Below are 25,333 nucleotides of genomic sequence, written 5' to 3' on the forward strand. Positions count from 1 at the left end.
GATTTATTCAGGTTGTTCCAGGTTCTTGATGTAATCATAAATGGCCAGCTGCGATCGCACTTTGCGACGATTGCCGCGCTGGACGTAATGGTTACTCAACTCTTTATCGACGATGCGGGCTTTTACCGTATCACTTAACTGAATAGCAATAATGTCGAGTATGCGCTGCTTAATGCGTGGATCGAGAATCGCCACCGCCACTTCGATGCGGTAATCAATGTTACGCGTCATCCAGTCAGCCGAGGAGAGGAACACCTTTTTATCGCCGCCATTGTCAAAAATATAGACGCGATCGTGTTCCAGATAACGGTCAACGATACTGATGACACGAATATTTTCACTGATCCCAGGCAAGTCGGGGATCAATGAGCACATGCCGCGTACCAGAAGATTGACTTTAACCCCCACGCTGGAGGCTGTATAAAGCCGGTCAACCAGTCCTTTGTCCACCAGATTGTTAATTTTCAGAGTAATGCCGGACGGCTTTTTCTGCTGCGCATTGGCAATTTCGGTATCGATCAACTCATACAGCATCCGGCGCGAGTTTTGCGGCGACACCATCAGATGATCGAAGGTGACCGGGCGGTAAGGGTTCTCAATAAAGTTAAACACCCGACGCACTTCGTTGGTGATACGCGCATCGGCAGTCAGTAACGAGTAATCGGTATAGAGACGGGCGGTTTTCTCATTGAAGTTACCGGTACCGATATGCGCGTAACGCACAATCTCTTCTCCCTCACGACGGGAGATCAGGAACAGTTTGGCGTGGATCTTCAGCCCGGGCGCAGAAAAAATGACGTGGACGCCCGCTTCGGTCAGGCGTTTAGCCCAGTAGATGTTCGCCTCTTCATCAAAGCGCGCCTGCAGCTCGACCACCACCGTGACTTTTTTGCCGTTATAGGCGGCATGAATCATCGCATCCATGATGCGTGAGTGTTTGGCGACGCGATAGATATTAATTTTGATCGCCAGCACGCTGGGGTCAAACGACGCCTGACGCAGCAGCTCCAGCACATGTTCAAAGGTATGGTAAGGATAGTAGAGCAGCACGTCGCGATCGCGAATCGCATCAAAGCCGTTGCGGAAGCCGTCGAAGCCGATATGGCGAATCTGCGGCAGCGGCCGGTTCACCAGGTTGTTTTTGCCGACGTTCGGGAAGCCGATGAAGTCTTTAAAGTTGTGATAGCGACCGCCGGGCAATATCGAGTCGAAGTTGGAAATGGAGAGCTTATGACACAGCAACTCAACCATCGAATCCGGCATATCACGCTGATAGACGAAGCGCACCGGCTCAGCGGTCAGGCGCTGCTTCAGGCTGGAGGACATCAGTTCCAGCAGGCTTGATTCCATCTCCGTCACCAGATCGTACTCGGCGTCACGCGTCATTTTCATTGAGTAGGCGTTGAGCGCGTCGTAGTCGTAGAAGCCTTTAAAAATGTCGTCCAGGCAGTAACGTAAAATGTTATCCAGCAGGATCATCGGCTTACGGCGGCGCGGTGGCTCAGCCGGCAGGTTAATGAAGCGCGGCACTTTATCAGACGGGATCTCGAGCAGCGCATAACGAATGTTATCGCCGCGAATAATTTCCACCGCCAGATAGGTGTAATCGTCTTTCAGAAATTCGGTCAGGTCCGTTTCATGGGTGATCAGAATCGGCGAGATGTGCTGACGCAGCTCATGCTTGAAATAGTGGCGCAGCCACGCCTGCTGATTCGGCGACAGCTGACGTTCGTTAATCAGGAAGATCTGATTACGCGCCATCTCCAGCAGCAGATCGTTATACAGCGCGTCAAACTCCTGGTCAGACTTGAGAACCCGCTGCTGGATCTTCTTAAACAGATGGCGTGGCGTACTGGCGGAACCCTGCTCTTCACCGATCAGAATGCGGCGTTTCAGGTCGGCGAAACGCACCTTATAGAACTCATCAAGGTTATTGGAGTAGATGCCGAGAAAACGCATCCGCTCAATCAGCGGATTACTTTTGTCCGCCGCTTCCTGCAAAACCCGTTCATTAAAGGATAACCAGCTTAATTCTTTTTCAATATAAAGCTTTACCTGACCCATTCTCACTCCATATAGCGGTTGCAGGACTGAAGATCCAGTGTCCACGATCATTATGGCGAGAGTATGGCAGCGTTGTCCAACGTCAATAGTTGTCTTATCAACCGGCTACGGGCAACATAGCGGCTTGTTTTAGCCTGCTACCGGAACCGCATGAGCGTAAACCACATCCCCGTCCAGTTTAGCGACCTAAAGCGTCGTGCCGTTGACCGTCTGACGCGGCGACTGGTCACGTCCTGTGGCGTTGCGATTCTGCTGCTGATGCTATTGCTGTTTTGCTGGCTGATTGGCGTGGTATTACCGCTGTTTAGCGCACCACAGCTTCATATCGCCAGTCAGCAGCAGTTATGGGATCGCGCACCGGCGTTAGCGCTCGGCAATGATGGCAGCACCGGCTGGCGCATCAGTGAACGCGGGGCAGCACGGTTTATTCCGCTGAATGGCCAGCCGGCAGAACCGGCGCTGGCCTTATCGCCGGCACCGCAACAGGTGGTGCGCAGCGCTGACGCTCAGACGCTGTTGCTGAATATGCAGGGCGCGCTGATGCTGATGCAGCCGACGGCGCAACAGCAGTGGCGTTTTCCGCTGGGCGATAAACCGTTTCATCTGCCACAGGGCGCGGTGACAAAAATGGCGCTGGCGACCCGCCATGCGGGTCAGTGGCGTATCGCCGCGCTGACCGATGCCGGACTGACGGTGCTGACGCTCGGCACCGATCAGCAGGCCGCCACCATTGACCTGCCGCAACAGCACCTGGATCTGGTGGCCCTTTCCCCGGCGGGCGATCTGCTCTATACCACCGAAGGCAACGTGCTGCGCGTCTGGCAACTCAATGATGATCAGGCGTTGCTGCGTGAAACCCAGACGCTGCCGCAGCGTCCGCAAAGCCTGCATCTGCTGGTGGGCGGAAAAAGCCTGCTGATTCAGGATCAGAATGGCATTACCCAGTGGTTTGCCATCGCCAGCCCGCAGGGTCCGCGGCTGCAACGCATCCGTACCTTTAGCCACAGTGACGGACCGGCGATTGTCATCACCGAATCGCAGCGTCGGGTATTTGCCACTCTGAGTGAAAGCGGCCTGCTGCGGCTGTTCGCCAGCAAGCAGGATGGGCCTGTTCTGCAACGCCAGCTGGCGCCAGGCATTCTCGACGCGCAGTTTTCGCCGCGTGGCGACACGCTGTTGATTGAACGGTCGGGCAGCTGGCAAACCCTGCGGCTGGATAACCCGTGGCCGGATGTCACCTGGCGTAACTTCTGGCAGAAAATCTGGTACGAAAACTACCCGAAACCGGACTATATCTGGCAATCGACGGCGGCAGGCGACAGCTATCAGGGCAAGTTCAGCCTGGTACCGATGGTGGTGGGTACGCTGAAAGCCGCCAGTTTAGCGCTGCTGTTTGCGACGCCGCTGGCGCTGGCGGCAGCCATGTATACCGCATTCTTTATGGCGCCGGGCCTGCGCCGCTGGGTTAAACCGGCTATCGAAATGATGGGCGCGCTGCCGAGTGTGGTGGTGGGCCTGATTGCCGGTGTCTGGCTGGCCCCGCACATCAGTCAGGCGCTGGTTGGTGTGCTGTTACTGCCGCTGACGCTGGCGGGCAGTTTGTTGCTGTGCGGTGTGCTCAGCGCACGTTTGCCACCGCGCTGGCGACAGCCGGGCCGCGAAGTGCTGATTCTGCTGCCGCTGTTGCTGCTGGTCACCTTACTGACGCTGTGGCTGCCGACGCTGTTTATTCCCGACGCGGGCGACTGGCTGCCGCATTACGAACAGCGCAACCTGCTGGTGGCGGCGCTGGCGATGGGCTTTGCGCTGGTGCCGCTGATTTTTACGCTCTCTGAAGATGCGCTGTTCAGCGTGCCCGCGGCGCTGGGGCAGGGATCGCTGGCGCTGGGGGCAACACCCTGGCAAACCCTGACCCGCGTGGTGCTGCCTGGCGCCTCCGCCGGGATCTTCGCTGCCCTGATGATCGGCCTGGGGCGCGCAGTGGGAGAAACCATGATTCTGCTGATGGCCACCGGCAACACGCCGCAAACTGAAGGCGGATTGTTCAGCGGGCTGCGCGCCCTGTCGGCCAATATCGCCATTGAAATGCCGGAAGCGGCCGCCGGCAGCGCGCATTATCGCATTCTGTTTCTCAGCGCCCTGATGCTGCTGCTGTTCACGCTGGTGATCAATACCGTAGCAGAGCTGATCCGTCAGCGGCTGCGCCAGCGCTATAGTCAGCAAGAGGAGCAGGTATGAAGGTGATGCGACAGAACGATCGCTGGCGCTGGCTAACCGCCGGTGCGGTGGCGGTCTGCCTGCTGGCCTTTACGCTGCTGATTGGGCTGCTGGCCTGGCAGGGCGTCCGGGCCTTCTGGCCGCAGCGGGTTGATCTCTACAGTTTCAGCCAGCCCGATGGGCGCGAGGTGCGGCTGCTGGGTGAAACGCTTGAGCATCAGCCACGCTTTCCGGCTCCGGCGGATGAGCAGGGCAACAGCGGCGGACAAGTGCATCGTTATCTGATTAAAACCGGCAATCGCGACTGGGATGCGCCCGATTTCCGCGTGGTCTATAGCCGGCAAGCAGCCAGCGTCAGCCAGCCAAAAGCAATCATGGTGCTACAGCGACGCAGTCACGGCCAGGCTTACGGCTGGTTTGTTGGCCTGCGTGAGGATAATGAGGTCTTAACCGCTCAGGACCCCGATGCGCTGCTGCATCAGCGGCTGGCGCAGGTGCAACTGCTGCTGCGGCAGGCCAACCAGATTCGGCGGGTTGAGATGGCACGCGTTAACAGCCAGCGCGAGCAACTCGACGAGCAGGCCGCAAAACAACGCGCTGCCGGGCATTTTGACCTTCAGACCGAGTCGGAATACCAGGCGAATCAGGCGGCATTACAGCGCCGCTTCGATCAACTCAGTGAGACGCTGGCCAGCCTGCAACAGCAGAGCCTGCGCGACGTGCTGATCCTGCGGGATGTGCACGGCATCGATCACGCCATTCCGTTAACGGAAATTGTTGATAGCTGGAAACCCAACGCAATGACGGCAGGCGAAAAAACGGTGCATTTCCTGCATCAGCTGTGGCGTTTCGTCAGCGACTCACCGGCAGATGGTGAAAGCGAATCGGGGGCTTTTCCGGCGATTTTTGGCACCGTGCTGATGGTGTTGCTGATGTCGATTGTGGTGATGCCGCTGGGGGTGATCGCTGCAATCTGGCTGCATGAATATGCCGGACGCAATGCCCTGACGCGGCTGGTGCGGATTGCGGTGGTCAATCTGGCCGGGGTGCCGTCGATTGTCTATGGCGTCTTTGGCCTGGGCTTTTTTGTCTGGCTGGTCGGCGGCACGATCGATCAGCTGTTCTTCGCCAGCGCGCTGCCTAATCCGACCTTTGGTACGCCGGGCCTGCTATGGGCGGCGTTAACCCTGGCACTACTGACGCTGCCGGTGGTGATCGTGGCGACGGAAGAGGGACTCTCGCGCATTCCCAACACGCTGCGTCAGGGATCGCTGGCGCTGGGTGCCACTCAGGCGGAAACCTTGTGGCATGTGGTGCTGCCGCTGGCGGTCCCGGCCATGCTGACCGGATTGATCCTTGCAGTGGCACGAGCGGCGGGCGAAACCGCGCCGCTAATGCTGGTCGGGGTGGTGAAGATGGTGCCGGAATTACCGATCGACGCGGTGTTCCCCTATCTGCATCTGGACCGCAAATTTATGCATCTTGGCTTCCAGATTTACGATCTGGCGTTTCAGAGCCCGAATATTGAAGCTGACCGGCCGCTGGTGTTCGCCACTGCGCTGCTGCTGGTGCTGATTATTCTGTCGCTCAATTTGCTGGCGATGAGCCTGCGTCACCGTCTGCGTGAACGCTATCGCCTTATGACTCAATAACAGGCTATGACTATGACGCCCGACACTGACATTGCGCTCACCGTGAATCATCTCTCGCTGTGGTACGGCGAGCGCCAGGCGCTGCAGGATATTTCCCTGCAGGTGCCGAAGAACCGCATTACCGCGCTGATCGGGCCATCGGGCTGCGGCAAATCGACCCTGCTGCGCTGCTTCAATCGGATGAACGATGTGATCGATCACTGCCGGGTCGAGGGTGAAGTACTGCTGGGCGGGTTGCCGATCATGCGGCCGGATCAGGATCTTTCTGCACTGCGTCGGCGGGTTGGCATGGTGTTTCAGCGGCCCAATCCATTTCCCAAGTCGATCTATGAAAACGTGGTATATGGCCTGCGGTTGCAGGGCGTGCGCGATCGGCGGGTGCTGAATGAAGCCTGTGAACGTGCGCTGCGGGCGGCGGCGTTATGGAGTGAGGTGAAGGATCAGCTGGGGCAAAATGCGCTGACCCTGTCGACCGGACAGCAGCAGCGGCTGGTAATTGCCCGGGCGATTGCCATCGAACCCGAAGTTTTACTGCTGGACGAGCCGACCTCGGCGCTGGACCCGATCTCCACGCTGGTGATTGAAGAGCTGATGACCACGCTGAAGCAGCACTTTACCCTGGTGCTGGTGACCCACAATATGCAGCAGGCATCACGCGTCTCGGATTACACCGCGTTTATGCATCAGGGCGCGTTAGTGGAGTTTGATGATACCGATCGGATCTTTACCGCCCCGAAACAGCGGCGCACCGAAGATTACATCACCGGTCGCTACGGCTAAGAAGAGGGAGAAGGGCGAGGCTTTTGGCAGACGGCTCATAAACGCAAAGCGATGGGAGCCTATGCCCGTAGTTACGGCGCGCGGTGAGGGATGGCGTTTTTTGCGTCTTTACGGAGGGCGTAGGTTCCCTGAGCCTTTACTCCACGACTCTTTCAGGAGAAGCCCGGGCTTCTCCTTCCTGGTCAGTCGTGGGCGTAGCCTTGCGGCGGCAGGGGTTCCCCATCCAGCCAGGCTTTGCCATCACGCATTTTGAGTCGTCCGTCGATAAACCAGCTAATCACCAGCGGATAGATCGCATGTTCCTGATGCTGCACCCGCTCAGTTATCTCCGCTTCGCTGTCGTCAGGGAACACCGGTACTTTGGCCTGCAAAATCACCGGGCCGCCATCCAGCTCATCGGTGACGAAGTGCACCGAGGTTCCATGTTCGCTGTCGCCATTCTCCAGCGCCTGACGATGGGTATGCAGGCCCGGATATTTCGGCAGCAGGGAAGGATGAATATTCAGCAGACGGTCGTGGAAATGGGCGACAAAGGCGCGACTGAGAATGCGCATGTAGCCCGCCAGCACCACCAGATCCGGCGAAAACGCCTCGATTTCAGCGATCAGCTGCCGGTCAAAAGCGTCGCGGTCAGCAAAGTCGCTGGCCGCCAGCGCTTTCGCGGGAATACCTGCCTCCTGCGCCCGGGTCAGACCATAGGCGGCGGCGCGATTGCTGATAACGGCAGCAACGCTGCCGTCAATCCGCCCGCTGGCGCAGGCGTCAAGGATGGACTGAAGGTTGCTTCCGTTACCGGAAATCAGGACAACCAGCTTTTTCATCCGTTGATAACCACACGCTCTTCAGCATCCGAGGCTTTGATCACGCCCAGCTTCCAGGCTTTCTCGCCGGCCGCCTGCATCAGCGCGACCGCTTTATCTGCGTCGGCCGGGCTCAGGGCAATGATCATTCCGACGCCGCAGTTAAAGGTGCGGTACATCTCAAAGCGGCTGACGTTGCCCGCCTGCTGCATCCAGCTGAACACCGCTGGCCACTGCCAGCTCGTCTCGTCAATCACCGCCTGGGTGTTGTCGGGCAGCACGCGTGGAATGTTTTCCCAGAAGCCGCCGCCGGTCAGGTGCGCAATGGCATGCACATCGACCTGCTCAATCAGGCTGAGAATATTTTTCACATAGATGCGGGTCGGTTCCAGCAGATGATCGGCCAGCGGTTTGCCTTCCAGCTGTTCAGTCAGCGGATCGGTATTGCTGACCTCCAGAATCTTGCGCACCAGCGAATAGCCGTTGGAGTGCGGACCGCTTGAGCCCAGCGCGATCAGCACGTCACCATCCTGCACTTTACTGCCGTCGATGATTTCAGACTTTTCAACCACGCCGACACAGAAACCGGCCACGTCGTAATCTTCACCGTGGTACATGCCCGGCATTTCAGCGGTTTCGCCGCCAACCAGCGCACAACCTGACTGCAGGCAGCCTTCGGCGATGCCGGTGATGACCGCGGAGGCGGTATCAACATCCAGTTTGCCGGTGGCGTAGTAGTCGAGGAAGAACAGCGGCTCGGCACCCTGAACCACCAGATCGTTGACGCACATGGCGACCAGATCGATGCCAATCGCATCGTGGCGCTTGAGGTCCATCGCCAGACGCAGCTTGGTGCCGACGCCATCGGTGCCGGAGACCAGCACCGGTTCACGGTATTTTTGCGGCAGCGCGCAAAGCGCACCGAAGCCGCCCAGTCCACCCATCACTTCCGGGCGACGCGTCTTTTTCACTACGCCTTTAATACGGTCAACCAGGGCGTTACCAGCATCAATATCAACACCGGCGTCTTTGTAGCTGAGAGAGGTCTTGTCGGTCACTGCGAGGTCCCCACGCGAGTTGCGGTTGGTGGTTTAAATAAAGCGCGGCAATTCTACCAGCGCAGGCAAACGTTTGCGAGTCCGGGATTGCGCACCGGGCGATTTTCATCAATCCTTATTTTGTCCCGGTAAAAGCTGCCGCTTTGCGCAAGGATAAGTGGCGCAGAGGCGAAAAGGCGGTATAATCCCGCGATTTTTTTTTAGCTCAACTCACTCCGGGAGAACACCAATGAAGATCGTGGAAGTCAGACACCCGCTGGTCAAACATAAACTGGGCTTGATGCGTGAGCATGATATCAGTACCAAGCGTTTCCGCGAGCTGGCATCAGAAGTGGGCAGCCTGCTGACCTACGAAGCCACCGCCGACCTGGAAACCGAAAAAGTGACCATTGAGGGCTGGAATGGCCCGGTGCAGATCGATCAAATCAAAGGTAAAAAAATTACGGTGGTCCCGATTCTGCGTGCCGGTCTCGGCATGATGGAAGGCGTGCTGGAACATGTTCCCAGCGCCCGCATCAGCGTGGTGGGCGTTTACCGCGATGAAGAAACCCTGGAGCCGGTCCCTTATTTCCAGAAGCTGGTCTCTAATATTGAAGAGCGTCTGGCGCTGGTGGTCGATCCGATGCTGGCGACCGGTGGCTCGATGATCGCCACTATCGATCTGCTGAAAAAAGCCGGTTGCAGCAGCATTAAAGTGCTGGTGCTGGTGGCGGCGCCAGAAGGGATTGCGGCGCTGGAAAAAGCGCATCCTGACGTCGAGCTCTATACCGCGTCAGTCGATCAGGGACTGAACGAAAAAGGTTACATCATTCCCGGGCTGGGTGACGCTGGGGATAAGATTTTCGGAACCAAATAAATCGCATAGCCGGCCGGAGAGTCGGCTTTTTTTTGGCAAAAAAGCATCATCCCCAATCCGATAGCCTCTGCCGCTGGCGACAGGTTCACGCCTTGTGCGTGGATGTGACTCGTCGCGGCTGTCAGCGCGGAAGGGGATGCATAACATAAGGGGATAAATGATGACTCGTCGCGCCATTGGCGTCAGTGAACGACCGCCGTTACTGCAAACCATTCCACTCAGCCTGCAACACCTGTTCGCCATGTTTGGTGCCACGGTGCTGGTGCCGATTCTGTTTCATATCAACCCGGCTACCGTGCTGTTATTCAACGGCGTCGGCACGCTGATCTATCTGTTTATCTGTAAGGGCAAAATCCCCGCCTATCTCGGTTCGAGCTTTGCGTTTATCTCGCCGGTGTTGCTGCTGTTGCCGCTGGGCTATGAGGTGGCGCTGGGCGGATTTATTCTGTGCGGCGTGCTGTTCTGTATCGTGGCGCTGATTGTGAAGCGGGCCGGTACCGGCTGGCTGGATGTGATGTTCCCGCCGGCGGCGATGGGCGCGATTGTTGCGGTGATCGGTCTGGAACTGGCGGGCGTCGCGGCCAACATGGCAGGCCTGCTGCCGGCTGAGGGCAGCGCGCCCGACAGCACCACGGTGATCATCTCGCTGGTTACGCTGGCGGTGACGGTGTTCGGATCGGTGCTGTTTCGTGGCTTCCTGGCGATTATCCCGATTCTGATCGGGGTGCTGGTCGGCTATGTGCTCTCCTGGTTTATGGGCATCGTTGACTGGCGTGGAGTCGAGAACGCGCCGTGGTTCGCGCTGCCGACCTTCTATACGCCGCGCTTTGAGTGGGTAGCGATGCTCACCATTCTGCCGGCGGCGCTGGTGGTGATTGCCGAACACATCGGGCATCTGGTGGTGACGGCCAACATTGTGAAGAAAGATCTGATCCGCGATCCCGGCCTGCATCGTTCGATGTTCGCCAATGGCTTATCGACGGTGATCTCTGGCTTCTTTGGCTCAACCCCTAATACCACCTACGGTGAGAACATCGGCGTGATGGCGATTACCCGCGTCTACAGTACCTGGGTGATTGGCGGCGCGGCGATCCTCGCCATTCTGCTGTCGTGCGTCGGTAAACTGGCGGCGGCGATTCAGGCGATCCCGGTGCCGGTGATGGGCGGCGTCTCGCTGCTGCTCTATGGGGTGATTGGCGCGTCCGGTATCCGGGTACTGATCGAATCCAAAGTGGATTACAACAAAGCGCAGAACCTGATCCTGACCTCGGTGATCCTGATCATCGGTGTCAGCGGCGCGAAGGTACATATCGGTGCGGCGGAGCTGAAAGGCATGGCGCTGGCCACGCTGGTTGGCGTAGGACTGGCGCTGATCTTCCGCGTGATTTCACTGCTGCGCCCGGAAGAAGTAGTGCTGGAAGCGGAAGATCGTCAGGATTCCTGATCGTCGGCACGCGCATCAGATCGGGGCAGGGACGCTCCATTCATCTCTTTCTGAAAACTGTGGTAGACTTCCCCGGTTTTTTGCTTGTTCTCTTGCTGAGGTGCTTCTGAACACGCCGGCACAATTGTCATTGCCACTCTATTTGCCTGACGACGAAACCTTCGCCAGCTTCTGGCCGGGGGAAAACCCGTCGCTGATTGCCGCGCTGAAAGGTGCTCTCAACCAACAACATGGCAGCTATCTCTACTTCTGGTCGCGTGAAGGCGGTGGCCGGAGCCATTTGCTGCATGCGGCTTGCGCTGAAATGTCTGCACGCGGTGCGGCGGTCGGCTATGTGCCGCTGGATAAGCGTACCTGGTTCGTGCCGGAAGTGCTGGAAGGGATGGAGCAACTGTCACTGGTCTGCATCGATAATATCGAGTGCATCGCCGGCGAGCCGGAGTGGGAGATGGCGATCTTTGATCTCTACAACCGCATTCTGGAAACCGGCAATACCCGCCTGTTTATTACCGGCGATCGTCCGCCGCGTCAGCTTAACCTGCAGTTGCCCGATCTGGCTTCGCGTCTCGACTGGGGGCAGATTTATCGCCTGCAGCCGCTTTCCGACGAAGATAAACTGCAGGCGCTGCAGTTGCGCGCCGGATTACGCGGTTTTGAGCTGCCGGAAGATGTCGGCCGCTTCCTGTTGAAACGGCTCGATCGCGAAATGCGCACGCTGTTTGATACGCTGGATCGGCTCGATCGTGCTTCGATCAGCGCCCAGCGCAAACTCACCATTCCTTTTGTCAAAGAGACGCTCGGCCTTTAGAGAATGTCGAGCACCGCTTCCGGCGGGCGGCCAATGCGCGCCCGATCGCCATTAATCACGATGGGTCGTTCAATTAAAATGGGATGGCTGACCAGCGCGGCGATCAGCGCCGTCTCGCTTTGGCTCTGATCCGCCAGCCCTAACGTCTGATAAAGCGGCTCTTTGGTTCGCATCAGCTGGCGTGCGCTCTGCATCCCCAGCTTCTGCAGCAAAATGTGCAGCGTGTCGCTCGCCGGTGGCGTCTGCAGATAGAGCACCACCTCCGGCTCAATGCCGCGCTCCTGTAACAGCGCCAGCGTTTCGCGGCTCTTGCTGCAGCGCGGATTGTGATAAATCGTCACCATCTCCGGCGATCTCCTGTGATCTCTGGTCATTTAACCTTTCTGATACTGCTTAAAGCGCTGTTGCAACTGACGCAGCTGATCAATACGGGCATCGTATCGCGCCTGTTTCAGGCTGCCGAGCGGCACCTGGGCACTGGCGCTGCTGAGCGTGGTGATCGCCTGATCCAGCCGGCCATTTAGCGCCAGGCTTTCAGCGCGTGCCGACAGCTCTTCATCGTTCAGACCCTGCTGCGCTGAAGCCTGTGCCAGTAAATCCCAGCCGTTAGGATCATCTTTATTGCTCCAGGTGTAGCGGTTCAGAATGCGGCTGGCATTGGCGGGCTGTTTCGCTTCGACGTAGGCGTTGGCCAGGTTGAGCTGCACCACCGGACTGTTCTTCGCGCCGGTGGCCGCGGTCAGCATAGCGATCGCCTGCTGCGGCTGATTCAGCCCGATATCAATATCGGACATGATATCAAGGAACCAGACGTTATCCGGCTGCTTCGCCAGCAGCGGGGTGATGATGCGCTTCGCATCGGCATAGCTTTTTGCCTGTAAAAACTGCACGGCCTTGCCATATTGCGACGCCAGCTGTTCGCGAGCGTTGCCGCTGGCGTACTGGCTCAGCAGTTCATCGGTCAGCTGATTGCGGCCGGTTGAATACATCCCCAGCGCACGCACCTTCGCCAGATAGAAATCCTGCGTGGACTGGACCACCACCGGCCGCATCTGATTGGCGCGGTTACGGGCATCAGCCAGGCGGCTGTCGGGCAACGGGTGCGTCAGCAGGATCTCGGGCGGCTTAGAGGAGAAGCGGCTCTGGTCGGCCAGCTTCTGTAAGAAATTGGGCATCGCCTGAGGATCAAAACCGGCGCGCTGCAGTACCTGAATCCCGATGCGATCCGCTTCCTGCTCGTTGCCCTGGGTGAAGCTGATAATGCCCTGCTGGGTACCCGCCAGCGTCCCGGTCAGCGCCGCCATACCGGCCTGGGGATTGGCCATCGCCAGCAGAATGGAGCCAAGCGCGCCAACCCAGGTGAGCGGCGCATTTCGTTTTTGATCTTCCATCGCGCGCGCCAGATGGCGCTGGGTGACGTGCGAAATTTCATGCGCCATCACCGAGGCCAGCTGGCTCTCATTGTCGGTGAACCGGAACAGTGCCGAGTGCAGCACCACATTACCGCCAAAGAAGGCAAAGGCGTTGAGTTCGTCATTCTGGATCAGGAAGAAGTGGAACGGCGTCTTAACCGAATCGGCGTGTGACACCAGCCGCTGTCCGAGCTGATTAATGTATTGATTCAGTAACGGGTCGTTGATCAGGGGCGCACTGGCGCGCAGCTGGCGAACGTAGAAGTCGCCCATCTGTAATTCCTGATTAATCGACAGGGTCGAGCCCGCCGTGGTCCCCATGTCGGGCAGTGAATCGCTGACGTCGGCATAAGCCGGTGCCAGACTGGTTACTATCAGCGCCGGGAGCAGTGCGGCGATCAGCGTTTTCTTTAACCGGTTCAACATGCCTTAATCCTGTAAAGAGGCCCTGAGACGGGACAGGTGCGCAGCGGTAACATTCCGTTTTTTCGCAGCTAACAGCGATTCGCAACCATCTTAACCAGAGCATGATAAGAAAGAAATGGGGTTATCTGCGCAGAATGGTGAGTGATTTGTGCGAGATCGCCTTTTCTGACGAAAAAAATTGAATGTCTCTGAAACCTAAACCAGAGCTAAACGAAAAAAGGCGTCCCGCCTGTGCTGGCGATAACTGGCGGCTCTGTTTCCGCTTATTACCGATTTCCCGATGCAGCAGCGAAAAATAAAGCAGATTATGCTGAAGGCAATATCTGCCTGTTCACTTCATTAGTTTAAAGTTATGTAAACACACTCAAAAAAATTGAATGTGGCATGAATTTTTCCAGGTATACTCCGAAAAAAAAGGGTGTTTCGTCACTTTTTGCTCAGATCTTCGATTGAGAAATTAAATCGTTCAAGGTGAAAGCCAACCTTTATTTCCACTGCGGTGTGGACTTAAATTATGCGTTGTCTGCCGATGCTGCATACGTATTCGCGTTTATTAAGGGCCGATGAATACTGTCTTTTCGTTTAAACGCGATGAAACCTTTCTATTGATTGCGTCCGTGCATTATTTCCCCGATCGCGTAAAGCGTGCTGACCTGAATTTACGCAGGCGCTGAATACTCATGCGCTGTGATATAGATAAGGCCGCGATTCAGAATCAGGATCGATAACGCATTAATTAGTGGAGAGGAGTGTTATGCGCTCAGCGGTTTCGTACGTGTTAATCGCCATTATCGGCGGTGCGGTTGGCGCGGCTGTGACACAAAGCAGCAAAATCTATGACAAAGTGGCGAGTCATATTTCAACTGAGCCGCAGGAGCCTGCGGGTTTCTGGAGTACGCCAGCCATTGCGGGCTACGGCAAAATTCATTATGAGTCTGATGCGGCCTTTAAACCGGTGGCCGGGCTGAGCAATAAAATTGTTTTCCAGATTACCCGCAGCGATGGTGCCATGACCGCACCCAATCTGGGCCTGGAGCGGGTCGCGCGGGTGGTGAATCTCTATATCGCCTCCGGCATTCCGGCTGACCAGCTTCAGTTTGTGGTGTCAGTGACCGGCGATGCGACGCCAGCCATGCTGGATAACGCCCATTTCAGACAATTTTATGGCATCGATAACCCGAACCTGAAACTGATTGATGAGCTGAATAAAACCGGCGTGAAAGTGTCGGTCTGCGATCAGTCGGTGGCATTCCACCATTATCCCAATAACTGGATTGATAAATCGGTGGTGCATGCACTTTCCAGTCCGACCACGGTATCGACTCTGCAAAATCAGGGTTACGCGTGGCTGGCAATGTAATTAACGTCTTGTCTGAAACTTCAGGAGAAATAAGTCATGCGTCCAGCAGCCTTTATTGTGGTCGCCGCGGTGGCGGGTTTTATTGGGGGTAATGTTTTACAGTTGCCGGAAATGTTCGATAAGGTCAGCGGGAAAATGGCGGATAATAAAACGCAGCCGGCTGATTTCTGGAGTACGCCCGCCATTGATGGCTACGGAAAAATACATTATGTCGATACGCCCGCATTTAAACCAGGCACCACGCCAGGCCTGAGTAATAAAATTGTTTTCCAGATCAACCGCAGTGAAGGCGATATTCGTCAGCCCAATCTCGGTCTGGAACGGGTGGCTCGCGTGACCAACCTCTATTACGCTGCGGGCGTGCCGCTCAACCAGCTCAAATTTGTCGTTTCGATTAACAGCGATGCGGTGCCAGCTGCCTTAAATAATACCCAGTTTCATAAAGCCTACGGTGTCGACAACCCGAACCTTAAACTGATCGACGAACTGAAAAAAGCCGGTGTTGAGGTGTCGATTTGCGATCAGTCGGTGGCATTCCATCAGCTTGAGCGTGAATGGATCGATCCGAGAGTAACGCACACCATCTCCAGCGGCACTACCGTCGCCACGTTGCAAAATGAAGGGTACGCTTTTCTGATGCTCTGATCCTTCCGGCGGCGGCAACGCCGCTGTCATCTTTCCGTCACCTCACCGCGATGCGCCTGTCATATCTCGCCGTTAGCTTACGCCTCAATGAGATCGATCTCATCGACGATAAACGAGGGCGTAATGACCGATTTAATCAGCGTGGCCAATCTGGCGGGTGTTTCCCGCGCCACTGCCGCACGCGCCTTCTCTGATCCTCATCTGCTGAAACCCGACACGCTGCAAAAAGTGCTGGCGGCGTCGGCCGAGCTCGGGTTTCGCCCGAATCATATTGCCCGTCAGCTCCGCACCCAGCACTCCACCACGCTAGGCGTGTTGCTGCCTTCGCTGCTGAACCCGGTTTTTGCCCAGCAGCTTCAGGCGATGGAGCAACAGGCCCGGCGTGCCGGCTACGGTTTGCTGGTGGCGACCAGTGACTATCAGGCCGATCGGGAAGCGGCGATAGTCGAACATATGCTGCGCCAGCGCGTGGCGGGTCTGGTACTGACGGTGGCGGATGCCGACAGCAGTACGCTGTTACCGACGCTGGCGGCAGCAGAGATGCCGTTTGTCCTGACGCACAACGTGCCGCAGCAGCATGACTGGCCCTGCCTGTGTGTGGATAACCGACGAGCCATTGCCGAGGCGACCGGGCATCTGCTGGCGCTGGGCCACCGTCATATCGTGATGATCGCCGGGCCGATGCGTCAATCTGATCGGGCGCGCCAGCGCTATCTTGGCTATGGCGATGCCATGCGGCAGGCCGGTCTGATGGCGCATCCGGTCATCGAAATGCCGAGCCATACCCAATCTGATTTTCAGCCGCTGCTGCCGCTGATACACGCCGCATCGCCGCTGACGGCCGTGATTTGCAGCAACGATCTGCTGGCCATCAGCCTGATGGGGGCGGCTGCGCGTGCTGGCATCAGCGTGCCGCGCCAGCTCTCCGTGATGGGTTTCGACGGCATTGCACTGGGTGAACAGCTCTCGCCTTCACTGGCCAGTGTGGTGCAGCCGGGCGCGCTGCTGGGGACGCGCGCCATCGATCGGCTTTTACATCCTTCCTCCGGCGGCGGCACAGAGCGGCTGGAACATCATTTGCGGCTTGGGGAGAGTGTCGCCCCGGCATTTTATGGCTCAACTTCAGGGAAACATCATGCTACTCACGGTTAATATCAAACAGCTTTTCAGCGTCGCGCTGCTGGCGGGCTGCACGCTCACCAGTCACTGGGTCCAGGCGGCGGATAATGCCATCTGCTACAACTGCCCGCCCGAGTGGGCTGACTGGGGCACTCAGCTGAAAGCGATCGAAAAAGCGACCGGCATTCAGGTGCCGCAGGATAATAAAAATTCCGGTCAGGCGCTGGCGCAGCTGGTGGCTGAGAAAAACAATCCGGTTGCCGACGTGGTTTATTACGGTGTCAGCTTCGGCATCCAGGCAGCCGGTGCCGATGTGATCGCCGCCTATAAACCGTCCGGCTGGGATCAAATCCCGGCGGGGATGAAAGATCCGGCCGGTAAATGGGTGGCGCTGCACTCCGGGACGCTCGGCTTTATGGTCAATGTGGATGCGCTGGCTGGCGCACCGGTGCCCCGTTCCTGGGACGATCTGCTGAAGCCGGAATATAAAGGCATGATTGGCTACCTCGATCCCGCCAGTGCTTTTGTCGGTTACGTGACGGCGGTGGCGGTGAATCAGGCCAAAGGCGGCAATCTGCAGGATTTCACTCCGGCGCTTAACTGGTTTAAAGCATTGCAGCGCAACCAGCCGATTGTGCCGAAACAGACCGCCTATGCCCGCCTGATTTCCGGCGAAATCCCGATTCTGCTCGACTACGACTTCAACGCCTATCGCGCCCGCTATAAAGATCACGCTAACGTCGAATTTGTTATTCCGCAGGAAGGCACGGTGACGGTGCCTTACGTCATCAGCCTGGTGAAAAACGCGCCGCATCCGGCGAACGGTAAAAAAGTGATCGACTATGTGCTCTCCGATCCCGGTCAGGCGATCTGGGCGAATGCATATCTGCGCCCGGTACGCCCGGCGGCGATGTCAGCAGAAGCCAAAAAACATTTTCTGCCGGACAGCGATTACGCCCGCGCCCATACCGTCGATTATCAGCAGATGGCCGATGCCCAGAAAGCCTTCTCAGCGCGTTACCTGAGTGAGATCCGCTGATGGCACTCGCTGAAACCGGCCACGCCTTAGCCCGCGTCGGCCGTGCTCGGGCGCGTGCCGGGCAGCCGGACGCGAACTGGCCGTGGATGTTGCTGCCTGCGCTGCTGTTCTTTGCTGCCTTCTGGCTGCTGCCGTTTGCCCGCCTGTTGCAAATCGGCATGACAGCCGATCGCAGCAGCCACCACAGTGGCTACTGGACGGTCATCAGCCAGCCGCAGTATCTGCAAAGCCTGTTTAATACCGTGCTGCTGTCGCTGGCGGTTACCCTGGTTACGCTGCTGATTGCCGCCGTGGTTGGCTGCTTTCTGGCGCGGCAGCGTTTTAACGGACGCGGCACGCTGCTGGCGCTGCTGACCTTTCCGCTGGCCTTTCCCGGCGTGGTGGTGGGGTTTCTGGTGGTGATGCTGGCGGGACGGCAGGGCGTGCTGGCGCAACTCAGTCTTAGCCTGGTGGGGGAGCGCTGGGTCCTTGCTTACTCGCTGAGCGGGCTGTTTATTGGTTACCTTTACTTCTCGCTGCCACGGGCCATCGTCACGCTGGTGGCGGCCAGTGAAAAGCTGGATCGCTCACTGGAAGAGGCGGCCCGTTCACTGGGTGCCAGCCAGTGGCGCATCATCCTTGATGTGATTATTCCGGGTCTGAAACCGGCGCTGCTCTCCTGCGGTGCGCTCTGTTTCGCCACCAGCATGGGCGCCTTTGGCACCGCATTTACTCTCGGGACGCAGCTGGCGGTGCTGCCGCTGACCATCTACGGCGAGTTCACTAATTACGCCAATTTCGCCACCGCCGCCGCGCTCTCGGTGGTGATGGGAGCGGTCGCCTGGCTGGGCCTGATGCTGGCACGCTGGCTGACCGCCAGCCGCGAGGAACGCACATCATGAAGCGCCGGGGACTGTTTTATCTGCAGATCTCCATCACCAGCCTGACCGCGCTGTTTATGATCGTGCCGGTGCTGTTATCGATGCTGGCGGGCGTGACGCAAAACTATTTTGTCGGCCTGCGCAGTGGCCTGACGCTGAAGTGGGTGGCGCAGGTGTGGCAGATGTATGCCGACACCTTCTGGCTATCACTGCTGATCGCGCTGAGCTGTTTAGCGCTGACGGTGGTGATCGGGGTACCGGCAGCCTGGGGCCTGCTGAAGTCGCCCTCACGCTGGGCGGCGCGGATTGAAGAGTGTCTGATGCTGCCGGTGGCGCTGCCCGGTCTGGCGACCGCGCTGGGTATTATTCTGCTGTATGGCCAGTTCAGTAGCCTGCGTGACAGCTGGCTGTTCATCCTGATTGGTCATGTGCTGTTCACGCTGCCGTTTATGATCCGACCGGTGCTGGCGGTGATGCAGGCGATTCAGCTACCGCGCCTGGAAGAGGCCGCTGCCAGCCTCGGGGCCGGTTTCTGGCACCGTTTCTTTACCGTGGTGGTTCCCAACTGCCGCAACGGCATCCTGGCTGGCGCTTTTATGGTGATTACCCTGTCGGTCGGCGAGTTCAACATTACCTGGATGCTGCACACCCCGCTGACCAAAACGCTGCCGGTCGGACTGGCGGACAGCTACGCCTCGATGCGGCTGGAAGTCGGGTCCGCTTATACCCTGATTTTTATTCTGATGATTTTACCGCTGCTGCTGTTGCTCAATGCCTGTAATCACTGGCTGGAACGACAAACCCGGCGGCAGCAACGTGAGGAGCAAGCATGAACGAGGCGGTAAACGTAACGCTGCGCGGCTGTTCGCGCCGCTTTAATCAACATGTGGCGCTGCATCCGCTCGATCTGCAGGTGCAGGCGGGTGAAACGCTGGTGCTACTCGGCCCGTCGGGCTGCGGCAAAACCACGACATTGCGCATCATCAGCGGGCTGGAGAGCAGCGATCGGCCGGGCGAAGTCTGGTTTGATCAGCGCAACGTGACCAATTTGCCGATTGAGAAACGCAATGTCGGCATGGTGTTCCAGAACTACGCGCTGTTTCCCACGCTCAACGTGGCGCAGAACGTCGCCTATGGCCTGAAGGTGCAGGGCGTGCCGCGCGCCGAGCGTGAGGCGCGGGTGGCGGAGATGCTGGCGCTGGTGGATCTGACGCATCTGGCGCAGCGCGGGATTGATAAATTGTCCGGCGGACAGAAGCAGCGGGTGGCGCTGGCGCGTGCGCTGGCCGCCCGACCCAAAGTGTTGCTGTTCGATGAGCCGCTGGCGGCGCTCGACGCGCGCCTGCGCGAACGGCTGCGACTGGAGATCGGCGCGCTGCTGAAGCGGCTGGCGATCACCGCCGTCTACGTGACCCACGACCAGCAGGAAGCGATGGCGCTGGGCGACCGCATTGCAGTGATGGAGCAGGGTCGCCTGGTGCAGATCGATACGCCACAGGGAATTTATCAGCGTCCGGCGTCACGCTTTGTCGCTGATTTTGTCGGGGCGATTAACTGTATTGCCGAGGATCGGCACGGCAAACCGCTGCGTTTCTGTCGGCCGGAAGATGTGCTGCTGGCTGACGAGAGCCGGTATGCCCAGCAGGGTATGGTGATGGGCAGTACCTTTCTTGGCGCCTCGCAGCGCTTACTGATCGATATCGGGCTGGAAACGCCGATTCAGGTCGAACGCCACGCCCGCGAAGTCTGGCAGGCCGGACAGCGTATCAGCTGGTCGCTGGCCAGCCATGCCGCACTGGAATTTAGTTGCTAAGGAGTCAGGATTGTCTGTTCAACCTACGGTGATTGCGCAGCTCAGCGATCTGCATATCAAGGCCAATGGCCGTCTCTCTTATAAAAAGGTCGATACCCATGCGGCCTTACTGCTGGCTATCGATACGCTAAACGCGCTGCGACCGCAGCCCGATGTGGTGGTGATTACCGGCGATCTGGTCGATTTCGGCAGGCCTGACGAGTATCAGACGCTGCGCGACGCCTTGCAGCGGCTACAGCGGCCCTATTACCTGATGACGGGCAATCATGATGACCGCCAGGCGCTGCGCGCTGCCTTTCCGGATCACGCTTACCTGCAAAACGGGCCAACCCTGAACTGGCAACTGACCGTTGGCGATGTCAGGCTGCTGGCGCTTGACTCCAGCGTGCCGCAGCAGCCGTGGGGCTATGTCGATGAGCAGCAACTGCTGTGGCTGGATCGGGCGTTGAGTGCCGCGCCCGATCGGCCCACGCTGGTGATGCTGCACCATCCGCCTTTTGCCTGCGGTATCGATCATATGGATCGGCAACGGTTACGTCAGCCCGACGCGCTTGAGGCGATCATTGCCCGTCATCCGCAGGTGGAACGGGTGCTGTGCGGTCATCTGCATCGCAGCTTACAGACCCGTTTTGCCGGCACGCTGGCCTGCGTAGCGCCGGGCGCCTCGCATCAGGTGGCGCTGGATCTGCAGCCTGACGGTCCGGCGCACTTTGTGCTGGAGCCGCCCGGATTTCTGTTGCATCGCTGGCAGCCCGGAGAGGGAATGGTGACGCACCAGTGCGCCATTGGCCGCTTTTCCGGGCCCTGGCCGTTTTACGATAGCCAGGGATTGATCGATTAGGACCAGATAAATTTGAATTTAGTGTGGTGCCGGCGGCCTTAACCCTGCTCAAATCCTCTGTCAGGGTGTAAACTGACGCCAGTATCGCCAGGCCATCCGGCACACGCTAATAACAATAATCAGGCACGTAATCGATGATTTTTTCACCTGCGGCGGCAACGTCATGATAAGGCGTTTTCGACCCAAAACCGATCTGCGCAATTTAATCGCGCTGCTGGTCATAGTCAGCATCGTCATCACCCTCGCCAATACCCTGTACGCCACCTGGCGGGTTCAGCGGCAGGTATTGATTGAAAGCACGCTGGAAGCTAACCGGGCCTACGCCGCCAAGCTGGCCTCCACCAGTGAAATTTTCTTTCAGCTGGCGCAGTCGCAACTGCACTACAGCGCTAACCAGATCAGCGGCGATTTCGGTAATGACAAACTGCTGCAGAGCGAAGTCAACCGACTGCGCGAGCAGACCATCAGTTTTAACTCGGTCGCGGTGGTCGATCAGCAGGGGATAGTCAGAGCTATCTCGCCGGAATCGCTGACGCTGAAAGGGATGCACCTCACCAGCGACGCGTCACGAGAGGCGCTGTCGATGCGTCAGCCGATGATCAGTAAACCGACGCTTTCTGCCGCTAACAATCTGCTGGTGTTCGTCTCCTGGCCCATCTGGAGCCGGGAAGGGGACTATCTGGGTTATGTGGGCGGCACCATCTATCTGAAGAAGAAAAGTGTTCTGAATGCGCTGCTGGGCGAACAGTTTTATCGCGATGGCACCAGCGTCTACGTGCTCGACAGCAATAATCAGGTGCTCTATCACCAGAATCGCCAGCTGATTGGCAAAACGCTGCCCGCCATCATCGGCCCACGCGAGGAGCAGAGCAACGGCTCGCTGAAGATTTCGCCAGCAGGAGAGGTTACCCAGCTGGCAGGCTATGCGGTGGTGCCGACCACTGGCTGGATGGTGGTGGCACTCAAGCCGGTTAACGTGACGCTGGAGCCGCTGTCGGGCCTGTTGTTGAAGGTGCTGAAAAACTCCGTACCCTTTGCGCTGTTAACGCTGCTGGTGGCGGTGATTCTGGCCCGGCTGATTGCGCTACCGCTGTGGCAACTGGCGCGTAAGGCCAGCCGGATGGATGCGCAGGGCGTGTCAAAAGAGATAGGCGGGATCAGCGCCTGGTATTTTGAAGCTGCGCAGGTCAAGCGTGCGCTGCTGACCGGCATCGGACTGGTGCAGGATAAAATTGGCCGACTCAACTCGGAAGCACAGACCGATCCGCTGACCCAGTTACTCAATCGTCGCGGGCTCAACGCGGTGCTGGACTATTACCAGACGCTGCGTCAGCCATTTTCGGTGCTGGCACTGGATATCGATCATTTTAAAAACGTCAACGATAGCTGGGGCCATGACGTCGGCGACCGGGTCATTCAGCAGGTCGCGAGCACGCTGCGCGCCAGCGCCCGCCAGTCTGATGTGGTCTGTCGTAACGGCGGCGAAGAGTTTCTGATGCTGCTGCCAGGCACCGCGCTGGAAGAGGCGCTGATCATTGCCGAACGGGTGCGGCTCGGCATTGCCGAAGCCTGGCTTACCGACGTCGGACGCATTACCTTATCGATTGGCGTCTCGGCATGGAGCGGTCAGCAGGATGTGACGCTTGAAGATAGCCTGAAGCAGGCGGATGCTGCGCTCTATCAGGCGAAAAACAGCGGCCGTAACTGTGTGATCGCCGCGGCAGTCAGTTAGCCGCTACGTCGGAAGCCGCAACCCTGGCAGGGCGCGGGTTAACGGAGAGATTCTGGTGGCGGAGAGGCGGTAAGCCCTCTGGCGGCTGAAGCGGATCACCGCAGTCAGTCAGGGCAGTGACGCTAATAAGCAGGACGCGGCGAGCAGGCTGCCGCGTCCTGCAGACATCAGGCGGACTTAACGTAGTCCAGCACGATATCGTGGTGATTGGAGGTTTTAAAGTTATCGAAGACCTTTTCCACCTTGCCGTCAGCATCCAGCAGGAAACTGATGCGATGGATGCCGTCATAGGTTTTACCCATAAAGGTTTTTTCACCCCAGACGCCAAACGCCTTACAGACCTCATGATCTTCATCTGACAGCAGGGTGAAGTTCAGCAGCTCTTTTTCGACAAAGCGTGACAGCTTTTCCGGTTTGTCAGTGCTGATACCCAGCACCTCCACGCCCGCTTTTTTTAACTCATCCATGTTGTCACGCAGACCGCACGCCTGGACGGTGCAGCCGGGTGTCATCGCCTTCGGATAGAAATACACCAGAACGCGCTGTCCCTGGAAGTCGGTCAAATTCACTTGTTCGCCATCCTGATCGGGCAAGCTAAATTTCGGTGCGGTATCACCGGCTTTCAGTGGATTCATCACATCTCTCCATTTTTTTATTCAGGCTGTCGGTAATACACCATCCGGCGCGAAACTGCCAAATGGAAAATTACCATCAGGGGGTATTTCACCACATAGCCGGGCACGTTTCGGTGACGGTCATGTGGAGAAATAGCTCCGGTATCAACATGCGCCGTTAGCGTGTCGGGCTGATGGCTTCACTGCTGTCGGCATCCGACAGGCTGTAAAGGCGCAGCGATCCCTGGGCATTCAGCTCATGACACAGCGTATTAAAGGCCTGCTCAAACGACGTGCCTTCAGTCCGCGTCGGACTGTGGGCGGTCATTTGAATATAGAGCGTGGGAGGCAAATCGTGTTGTCCCGGTGTAATCCGGGAGACCAGTTCGGCAACATTCATCTGATGCTTATCGATCAGATCGGTGAAGCGTTCAATGATGTGCGGCGAATCCGCTACCTCAACCTGGATAAAGGCGGTATCCGGCATCGGCGGACGGCGACTGGCATTGGTCCGCTTCATGACAATCAGCAGTTCCAGTTCGGCGCCTTTTAGCGGCAGAGTGGATTCAATCAGCGTAATGGCGTTCCAGCTGCCTGACAGCAGCATGATAAAGGTGAACTCATCCCCGAGCATGGCGAGACGGCTATCTTCAATGTTGCAACCGCAGCTGCTGACGTGTCGGGTAATGGTGTTGACGATACCCGGACGGTCAACACCGAGCGCGGTGATCACCAGATGATGGGGCTGAGATTGCGGCAAAATGGCTTTTCCTGTGCATTCGCTAATAACTATAAGGTAAACATAAAAAAAACTGCTGACAAGCGCCGGAATAGCGTGGCTTGCTTGCTTTTCCCTAAGCGTAAAACGTACCATGAAGCACTTGTTTGTCGAGGGGATCGCCAATGTTTACGGGAAGTATTGTTGCACTCGTTACGCCAATGGATGACAAAGGTAATGTCTGCCGTGCGAGTCTGAAAAAACTGATTGATTATCATGTCGCCAGCGGCACCGCGGCGATTGTTTCCGTCGGCACCACAGGCGAATCGGCCACGCTGAGCCATGAAGAACACGGCGATGTGGTGATGCTGACCCTGGAGCTGGCGGATGGCCGTATTCCGGTGATCGCCGGAACCGGTGCGAATGCCACCGCTGAAGGCATCTCTCTGACTAAACGTTTCGAACACTCCGGCGTGGTCGGCTGCCTGACCGTCACGCCTTATTACAACCGTCCTACGCAGGAAGGGTTGTTCCAGCACTTTAAAGCGATCGCCGACAGCACCAGCCTGCCGCAAATGCTGTATAACGTTCCCTCACGTACCGGTTGTGACATGCTGCCGGAAACCGTTGCCCGCCTGGCTGAAATAAAAAATATTATCGGAATCAAAGAGGCAACCGGGAACTTATCGCGGGTAAGTCAGATCCAAGAGCTGGTTAATGAAGAGTTCATTCTGGTGAGTGGCGACGATGCTACCGCACTGGACTTTATGCAACTGGGCGGCAAAGGCGTCATTTCGGTGACGGCGAACATAGCCGCGCGCGAAATGGCTGAGCTGTGCACACTGGCACAGCAGGGTAATTTCGTCGAGGCACGCCGTCTGAATCAGCGTCTGATGCACCTGCACCAGACGCTTTTCTGTGAACCCAATCCTATCCCGGTAAAATGGGCTGCGAAACAGCTAGGATTAATCGCTAACGACACGCTGCGTCTGCCAATGACGCCACTGACTGCAGCCGGCCAGCCGAAAGTGGAGCAGGCGCTGGTGAAAGCGGGTTTGCGATAATTTAGGGAGTT

Annotated in this window: 23 protein-coding genes; 16 read left to right on the forward strand and 7 right to left on the reverse strand. The window is 57.7% G+C overall.

Annotated features, from left to right (window positions below):
• Positions 1-3: 3 nt before the first annotated feature.
• A complete protein-coding gene (gene ppk1, locus LZU96_RS05610) occupies positions 4-2,064 on the reverse strand; it encodes a polyphosphate kinase 1 (protein WP_233987402.1) in 2,061 nt (686 codons plus the stop codon).
• A gap of 150 nt (positions 2,065-2,214) precedes the next feature.
• On the opposite strand from ppk1, the gene LZU96_RS05615 reads away from it, so the two are divergent.
• The 3 genes from LZU96_RS05615 to pstB are packed head-to-tail and all read left to right on the forward strand — an operon-like array spanning position 2,215 to position 6,713.
• Positions 2,215-4,302 carry an ABC transporter permease subunit gene (locus LZU96_RS05615; RefSeq protein WP_233987403.1) on the forward strand — a complete coding sequence of 696 codons (2,088 nt, stop codon included), beginning with the start codon at positions 2,215-2,217 and terminating at the stop codon, positions 4,300-4,302.
• Positions 4,299-5,933, forward strand: a complete 1,635-nt coding sequence (gene pstA / locus LZU96_RS05620) for a phosphate ABC transporter permease PstA (RefSeq protein ID WP_233987404.1) — start codon at positions 4,299-4,301, stop codon at positions 5,931-5,933. Before LZU96_RS05615 ends, pstA begins: the two co-directional genes overlap by 4 nt.
• A gap of 12 nt (positions 5,934-5,945) precedes the next feature.
• Positions 5,946-6,713, forward strand: a complete 768-nt coding sequence (gene pstB, locus LZU96_RS05625; RefSeq protein ID WP_233987405.1) for a phosphate ABC transporter ATP-binding protein PstB — start codon at positions 5,946-5,948, stop codon at positions 6,711-6,713.
• Positions 6,714-6,895: 182 nt separating this feature from the next.
• On the opposite strand, the gene purN is transcribed toward pstB, so the two are convergent.
• Together purN and purM are read right to left on the reverse strand one after the other, a co-directional pair.
• The gene (purN, locus tag LZU96_RS05630) at positions 6,896-7,534 is read right to left on the reverse strand and encodes a phosphoribosylglycinamide formyltransferase (RefSeq protein ID WP_233987406.1); all 639 of its coding nucleotides are present in this window, start codon (positions 7,532-7,534) and stop codon (positions 6,896-6,898) included.
• Positions 7,531-8,571, reverse strand: a complete 1,041-nt coding sequence (gene purM, locus LZU96_RS05635) for a phosphoribosylformylglycinamidine cyclo-ligase (protein ID WP_233987407.1) — start codon at positions 8,569-8,571, stop codon at positions 7,531-7,533. The genes purN and purM overlap by 4 nt, the downstream gene beginning before the upstream one ends.
• A gap of 229 nt (positions 8,572-8,800) precedes the next feature.
• Here purM and upp point away from each other — a divergent pair, with 229 nt between their 5' ends.
• From upp to hda, 3 genes are all read left to right on the forward strand, one after another.
• Positions 8,801-9,427 carry a uracil phosphoribosyltransferase gene (upp, locus tag LZU96_RS05640; protein ID WP_233987408.1) on the forward strand — a complete coding sequence of 209 codons (627 nt, stop codon included), beginning with the start codon at positions 8,801-8,803 and terminating at the stop codon, positions 9,425-9,427.
• 160 nt (positions 9,428-9,587) lie between these two features.
• Entirely contained in the window at positions 9,588-10,871 is a 1,284-nt protein-coding gene (gene uraA, locus LZU96_RS05645) for a uracil permease (RefSeq protein ID WP_233988136.1), read from the forward strand.
• A 106-nt stretch (positions 10,872-10,977) separates the two neighbouring features.
• Positions 10,978-11,679 carry a DnaA inactivator Hda gene (hda, locus tag LZU96_RS05650; RefSeq protein ID WP_180217190.1) on the forward strand — a complete coding sequence of 234 codons (702 nt, stop codon included), beginning with the start codon at positions 10,978-10,980 and terminating at the stop codon, positions 11,677-11,679.
• Here hda and arsC read toward each other — a convergent pair.
• Entirely contained in the window at positions 11,676-12,023 is a 348-nt protein-coding gene (arsC, locus tag LZU96_RS05655; protein ID WP_233987409.1) for an arsenate reductase (glutaredoxin), read from the reverse strand. The genes hda and arsC overlap by 4 nt on opposite strands.
• 30 nt (positions 12,024-12,053) lie before the next feature.
• Positions 12,054-13,517 carry a tetratricopeptide repeat protein gene (locus LZU96_RS05660; RefSeq protein WP_233987410.1) on the reverse strand — a complete coding sequence of 488 codons (1,464 nt, stop codon included), beginning with the start codon at positions 13,515-13,517 and terminating at the stop codon, positions 12,054-12,056.
• 754 nt (positions 13,518-14,271) lie between these two features.
• Here LZU96_RS05660 and LZU96_RS05665 point away from each other — a divergent pair.
• From LZU96_RS05665 to LZU96_RS05705, 9 genes are all read left to right on the forward strand, one after another.
• Positions 14,272-14,877 carry a DsrE family protein gene (locus LZU96_RS05665; protein WP_233987411.1) on the forward strand — a complete coding sequence of 202 codons (606 nt, stop codon included), beginning with the start codon at positions 14,272-14,274 and terminating at the stop codon, positions 14,875-14,877.
• Positions 14,878-14,913: 36 nt separating this feature from the next.
• The gene (locus tag LZU96_RS05670; protein ID WP_233987412.1) at positions 14,914-15,522 is read left to right on the forward strand and encodes a DsrE family protein; all 609 of its coding nucleotides are present in this window, start codon (positions 14,914-14,916) and stop codon (positions 15,520-15,522) included.
• A 123-nt stretch (positions 15,523-15,645) separates the two neighbouring features.
• On the forward strand, positions 15,646-16,674 hold the full coding sequence (locus LZU96_RS05675; protein ID WP_233987413.1) for a LacI family DNA-binding transcriptional regulator: 1,029 nt from the start codon (positions 15,646-15,648) through the stop codon (positions 16,672-16,674).
• Entirely contained in the window at positions 16,658-17,680 is a 1,023-nt protein-coding gene (locus LZU96_RS05680) for an ABC transporter substrate-binding protein (RefSeq protein WP_094121592.1), read from the forward strand. Before LZU96_RS05675 ends, LZU96_RS05680 begins: the two co-directional genes overlap by 17 nt.
• Complete coding sequence (locus LZU96_RS05685; RefSeq protein WP_094121593.1) at positions 17,680-18,561, forward strand: ABC transporter permease; 882 nt, start codon at positions 17,680-17,682, stop codon at positions 18,559-18,561. Before LZU96_RS05680 ends, LZU96_RS05685 begins: the two co-directional genes overlap by 1 nt.
• Positions 18,558-19,373 (forward strand): ABC transporter permease, encoded by an 816-nt coding sequence (locus tag LZU96_RS05690; protein ID WP_094121594.1) that lies wholly within the window; start codon positions 18,558-18,560, stop codon positions 19,371-19,373. The genes LZU96_RS05685 and LZU96_RS05690 overlap by 4 nt, the downstream gene beginning before the upstream one ends.
• A complete protein-coding gene (locus LZU96_RS05695) occupies positions 19,370-20,353 on the forward strand; it encodes an ABC transporter ATP-binding protein (protein ID WP_233987414.1) in 984 nt (327 codons plus the stop codon). Before LZU96_RS05690 ends, LZU96_RS05695 begins: the two co-directional genes overlap by 4 nt.
• 10 nt (positions 20,354-20,363) lie before the next feature.
• A complete protein-coding gene (locus LZU96_RS05700; RefSeq protein WP_233987415.1) occupies positions 20,364-21,194 on the forward strand; it encodes a phosphodiesterase in 831 nt (276 codons plus the stop codon).
• A gap of 163 nt (positions 21,195-21,357) precedes the next feature.
• Complete coding sequence (locus LZU96_RS05705) at positions 21,358-22,926, forward strand: sensor domain-containing diguanylate cyclase (protein WP_233987416.1); 1,569 nt, start codon at positions 21,358-21,360, stop codon at positions 22,924-22,926.
• A 167-nt stretch (positions 22,927-23,093) separates the two neighbouring features.
• Here LZU96_RS05705 and bcp read toward each other — a convergent pair whose 3' ends face one another.
• Both bcp and LZU96_RS05715 read right to left on the reverse strand, forming a co-directional pair.
• Positions 23,094-23,561 carry a thioredoxin-dependent thiol peroxidase gene (bcp, locus tag LZU96_RS05710; protein WP_031375386.1) on the reverse strand — a complete coding sequence of 156 codons (468 nt, stop codon included), beginning with the start codon at positions 23,559-23,561 and terminating at the stop codon, positions 23,094-23,096.
• Positions 23,562-23,718: 157 nt separating this feature from the next.
• On the reverse strand, positions 23,719-24,300 hold the full coding sequence (locus LZU96_RS05715; RefSeq protein WP_094122051.1) for a glycine cleavage system transcriptional repressor: 582 nt from the start codon (positions 24,298-24,300) through the stop codon (positions 23,719-23,721).
• A gap of 143 nt (positions 24,301-24,443) precedes the next feature.
• On the opposite strand from LZU96_RS05715, the gene dapA reads away from it, so the two are divergent.
• On the forward strand, positions 24,444-25,322 hold the full coding sequence (dapA, locus tag LZU96_RS05720; protein ID WP_233987417.1) for a 4-hydroxy-tetrahydrodipicolinate synthase: 879 nt from the start codon (positions 24,444-24,446) through the stop codon (positions 25,320-25,322).
• The last annotated feature ends 11 nt before the right edge of the window (positions 25,323-25,333 follow it).

This window comes from Pantoea agglomerans (assembly GCF_021397715.1).
GTDB lineage: Bacteria > Pseudomonadota > Gammaproteobacteria > Enterobacterales > Enterobacteriaceae > Pantoea > Pantoea astica.

Coding starts and splice junctions, on each gene's coding strand:
- LZU96_RS05705 (WP_233987416.1), top strand. CDS start 21,358: ATGATAAGGCGTTTTCGACCCAAAACCGATCTGCGCAATTTAATCGCG.
- upp (WP_233987408.1), top strand. CDS start 8,801: ATGAAGATCGTGGAAGTCAGACACCCGCTGGTCAAACATAAACTGGGC.
- LZU96_RS05695 (WP_233987414.1), top strand. CDS start 19,370: ATGAACGAGGCGGTAAACGTAACGCTGCGCGGCTGTTCGCGCCGCTTT.
- arsC (WP_233987409.1), bottom strand. CDS start 12,023: ATGGTGACGATTTATCACAATCCGCGCTGCAGCAAGAGCCGCGAAACG.
- uraA (WP_233988136.1), top strand. CDS start 9,588: ATGACTCGTCGCGCCATTGGCGTCAGTGAACGACCGCCGTTACTGCAA.
- bcp (WP_031375386.1), bottom strand. CDS start 23,561: ATGAATCCACTGAAAGCCGGTGATACCGCACCGAAATTTAGCTTGCCC.
- LZU96_RS05680 (WP_094121592.1), top strand. CDS start 16,658: ATGCTACTCACGGTTAATATCAAACAGCTTTTCAGCGTCGCGCTGCTG.
- LZU96_RS05670 (WP_233987412.1), top strand. CDS start 14,914: ATGCGTCCAGCAGCCTTTATTGTGGTCGCCGCGGTGGCGGGTTTTATT.
- LZU96_RS05675 (WP_233987413.1), top strand. CDS start 15,646: ATGACCGATTTAATCAGCGTGGCCAATCTGGCGGGTGTTTCCCGCGCC.
- LZU96_RS05615 (WP_233987403.1), top strand. CDS start 2,215: ATGAGCGTAAACCACATCCCCGTCCAGTTTAGCGACCTAAAGCGTCGT.
- pstA (WP_233987404.1), top strand. CDS start 4,299: ATGAAGGTGATGCGACAGAACGATCGCTGGCGCTGGCTAACCGCCGGT.
- LZU96_RS05690 (WP_094121594.1), top strand. CDS start 18,558: ATGAAGCGCCGGGGACTGTTTTATCTGCAGATCTCCATCACCAGCCTG.
- LZU96_RS05665 (WP_233987411.1), top strand. CDS start 14,272: ATGCGCTCAGCGGTTTCGTACGTGTTAATCGCCATTATCGGCGGTGCG.
- pstB (WP_233987405.1), top strand. CDS start 5,946: ATGACGCCCGACACTGACATTGCGCTCACCGTGAATCATCTCTCGCTG.
- LZU96_RS05685 (WP_094121593.1), top strand. CDS start 17,680: ATGGCACTCGCTGAAACCGGCCACGCCTTAGCCCGCGTCGGCCGTGCT.
- ppk1 (WP_233987402.1), bottom strand. CDS start 2,064: ATGGGTCAGGTAAAGCTTTATATTGAAAAAGAATTAAGCTGGTTATCC.
- purN (WP_233987406.1), bottom strand. CDS start 7,534: ATGAAAAAGCTGGTTGTCCTGATTTCCGGTAACGGAAGCAACCTTCAG.
- LZU96_RS05660 (WP_233987410.1), bottom strand. CDS start 13,517: ATGTTGAACCGGTTAAAGAAAACGCTGATCGCCGCACTGCTCCCGGCG.
- dapA (WP_233987417.1), top strand. CDS start 24,444: ATGTTTACGGGAAGTATTGTTGCACTCGTTACGCCAATGGATGACAAA.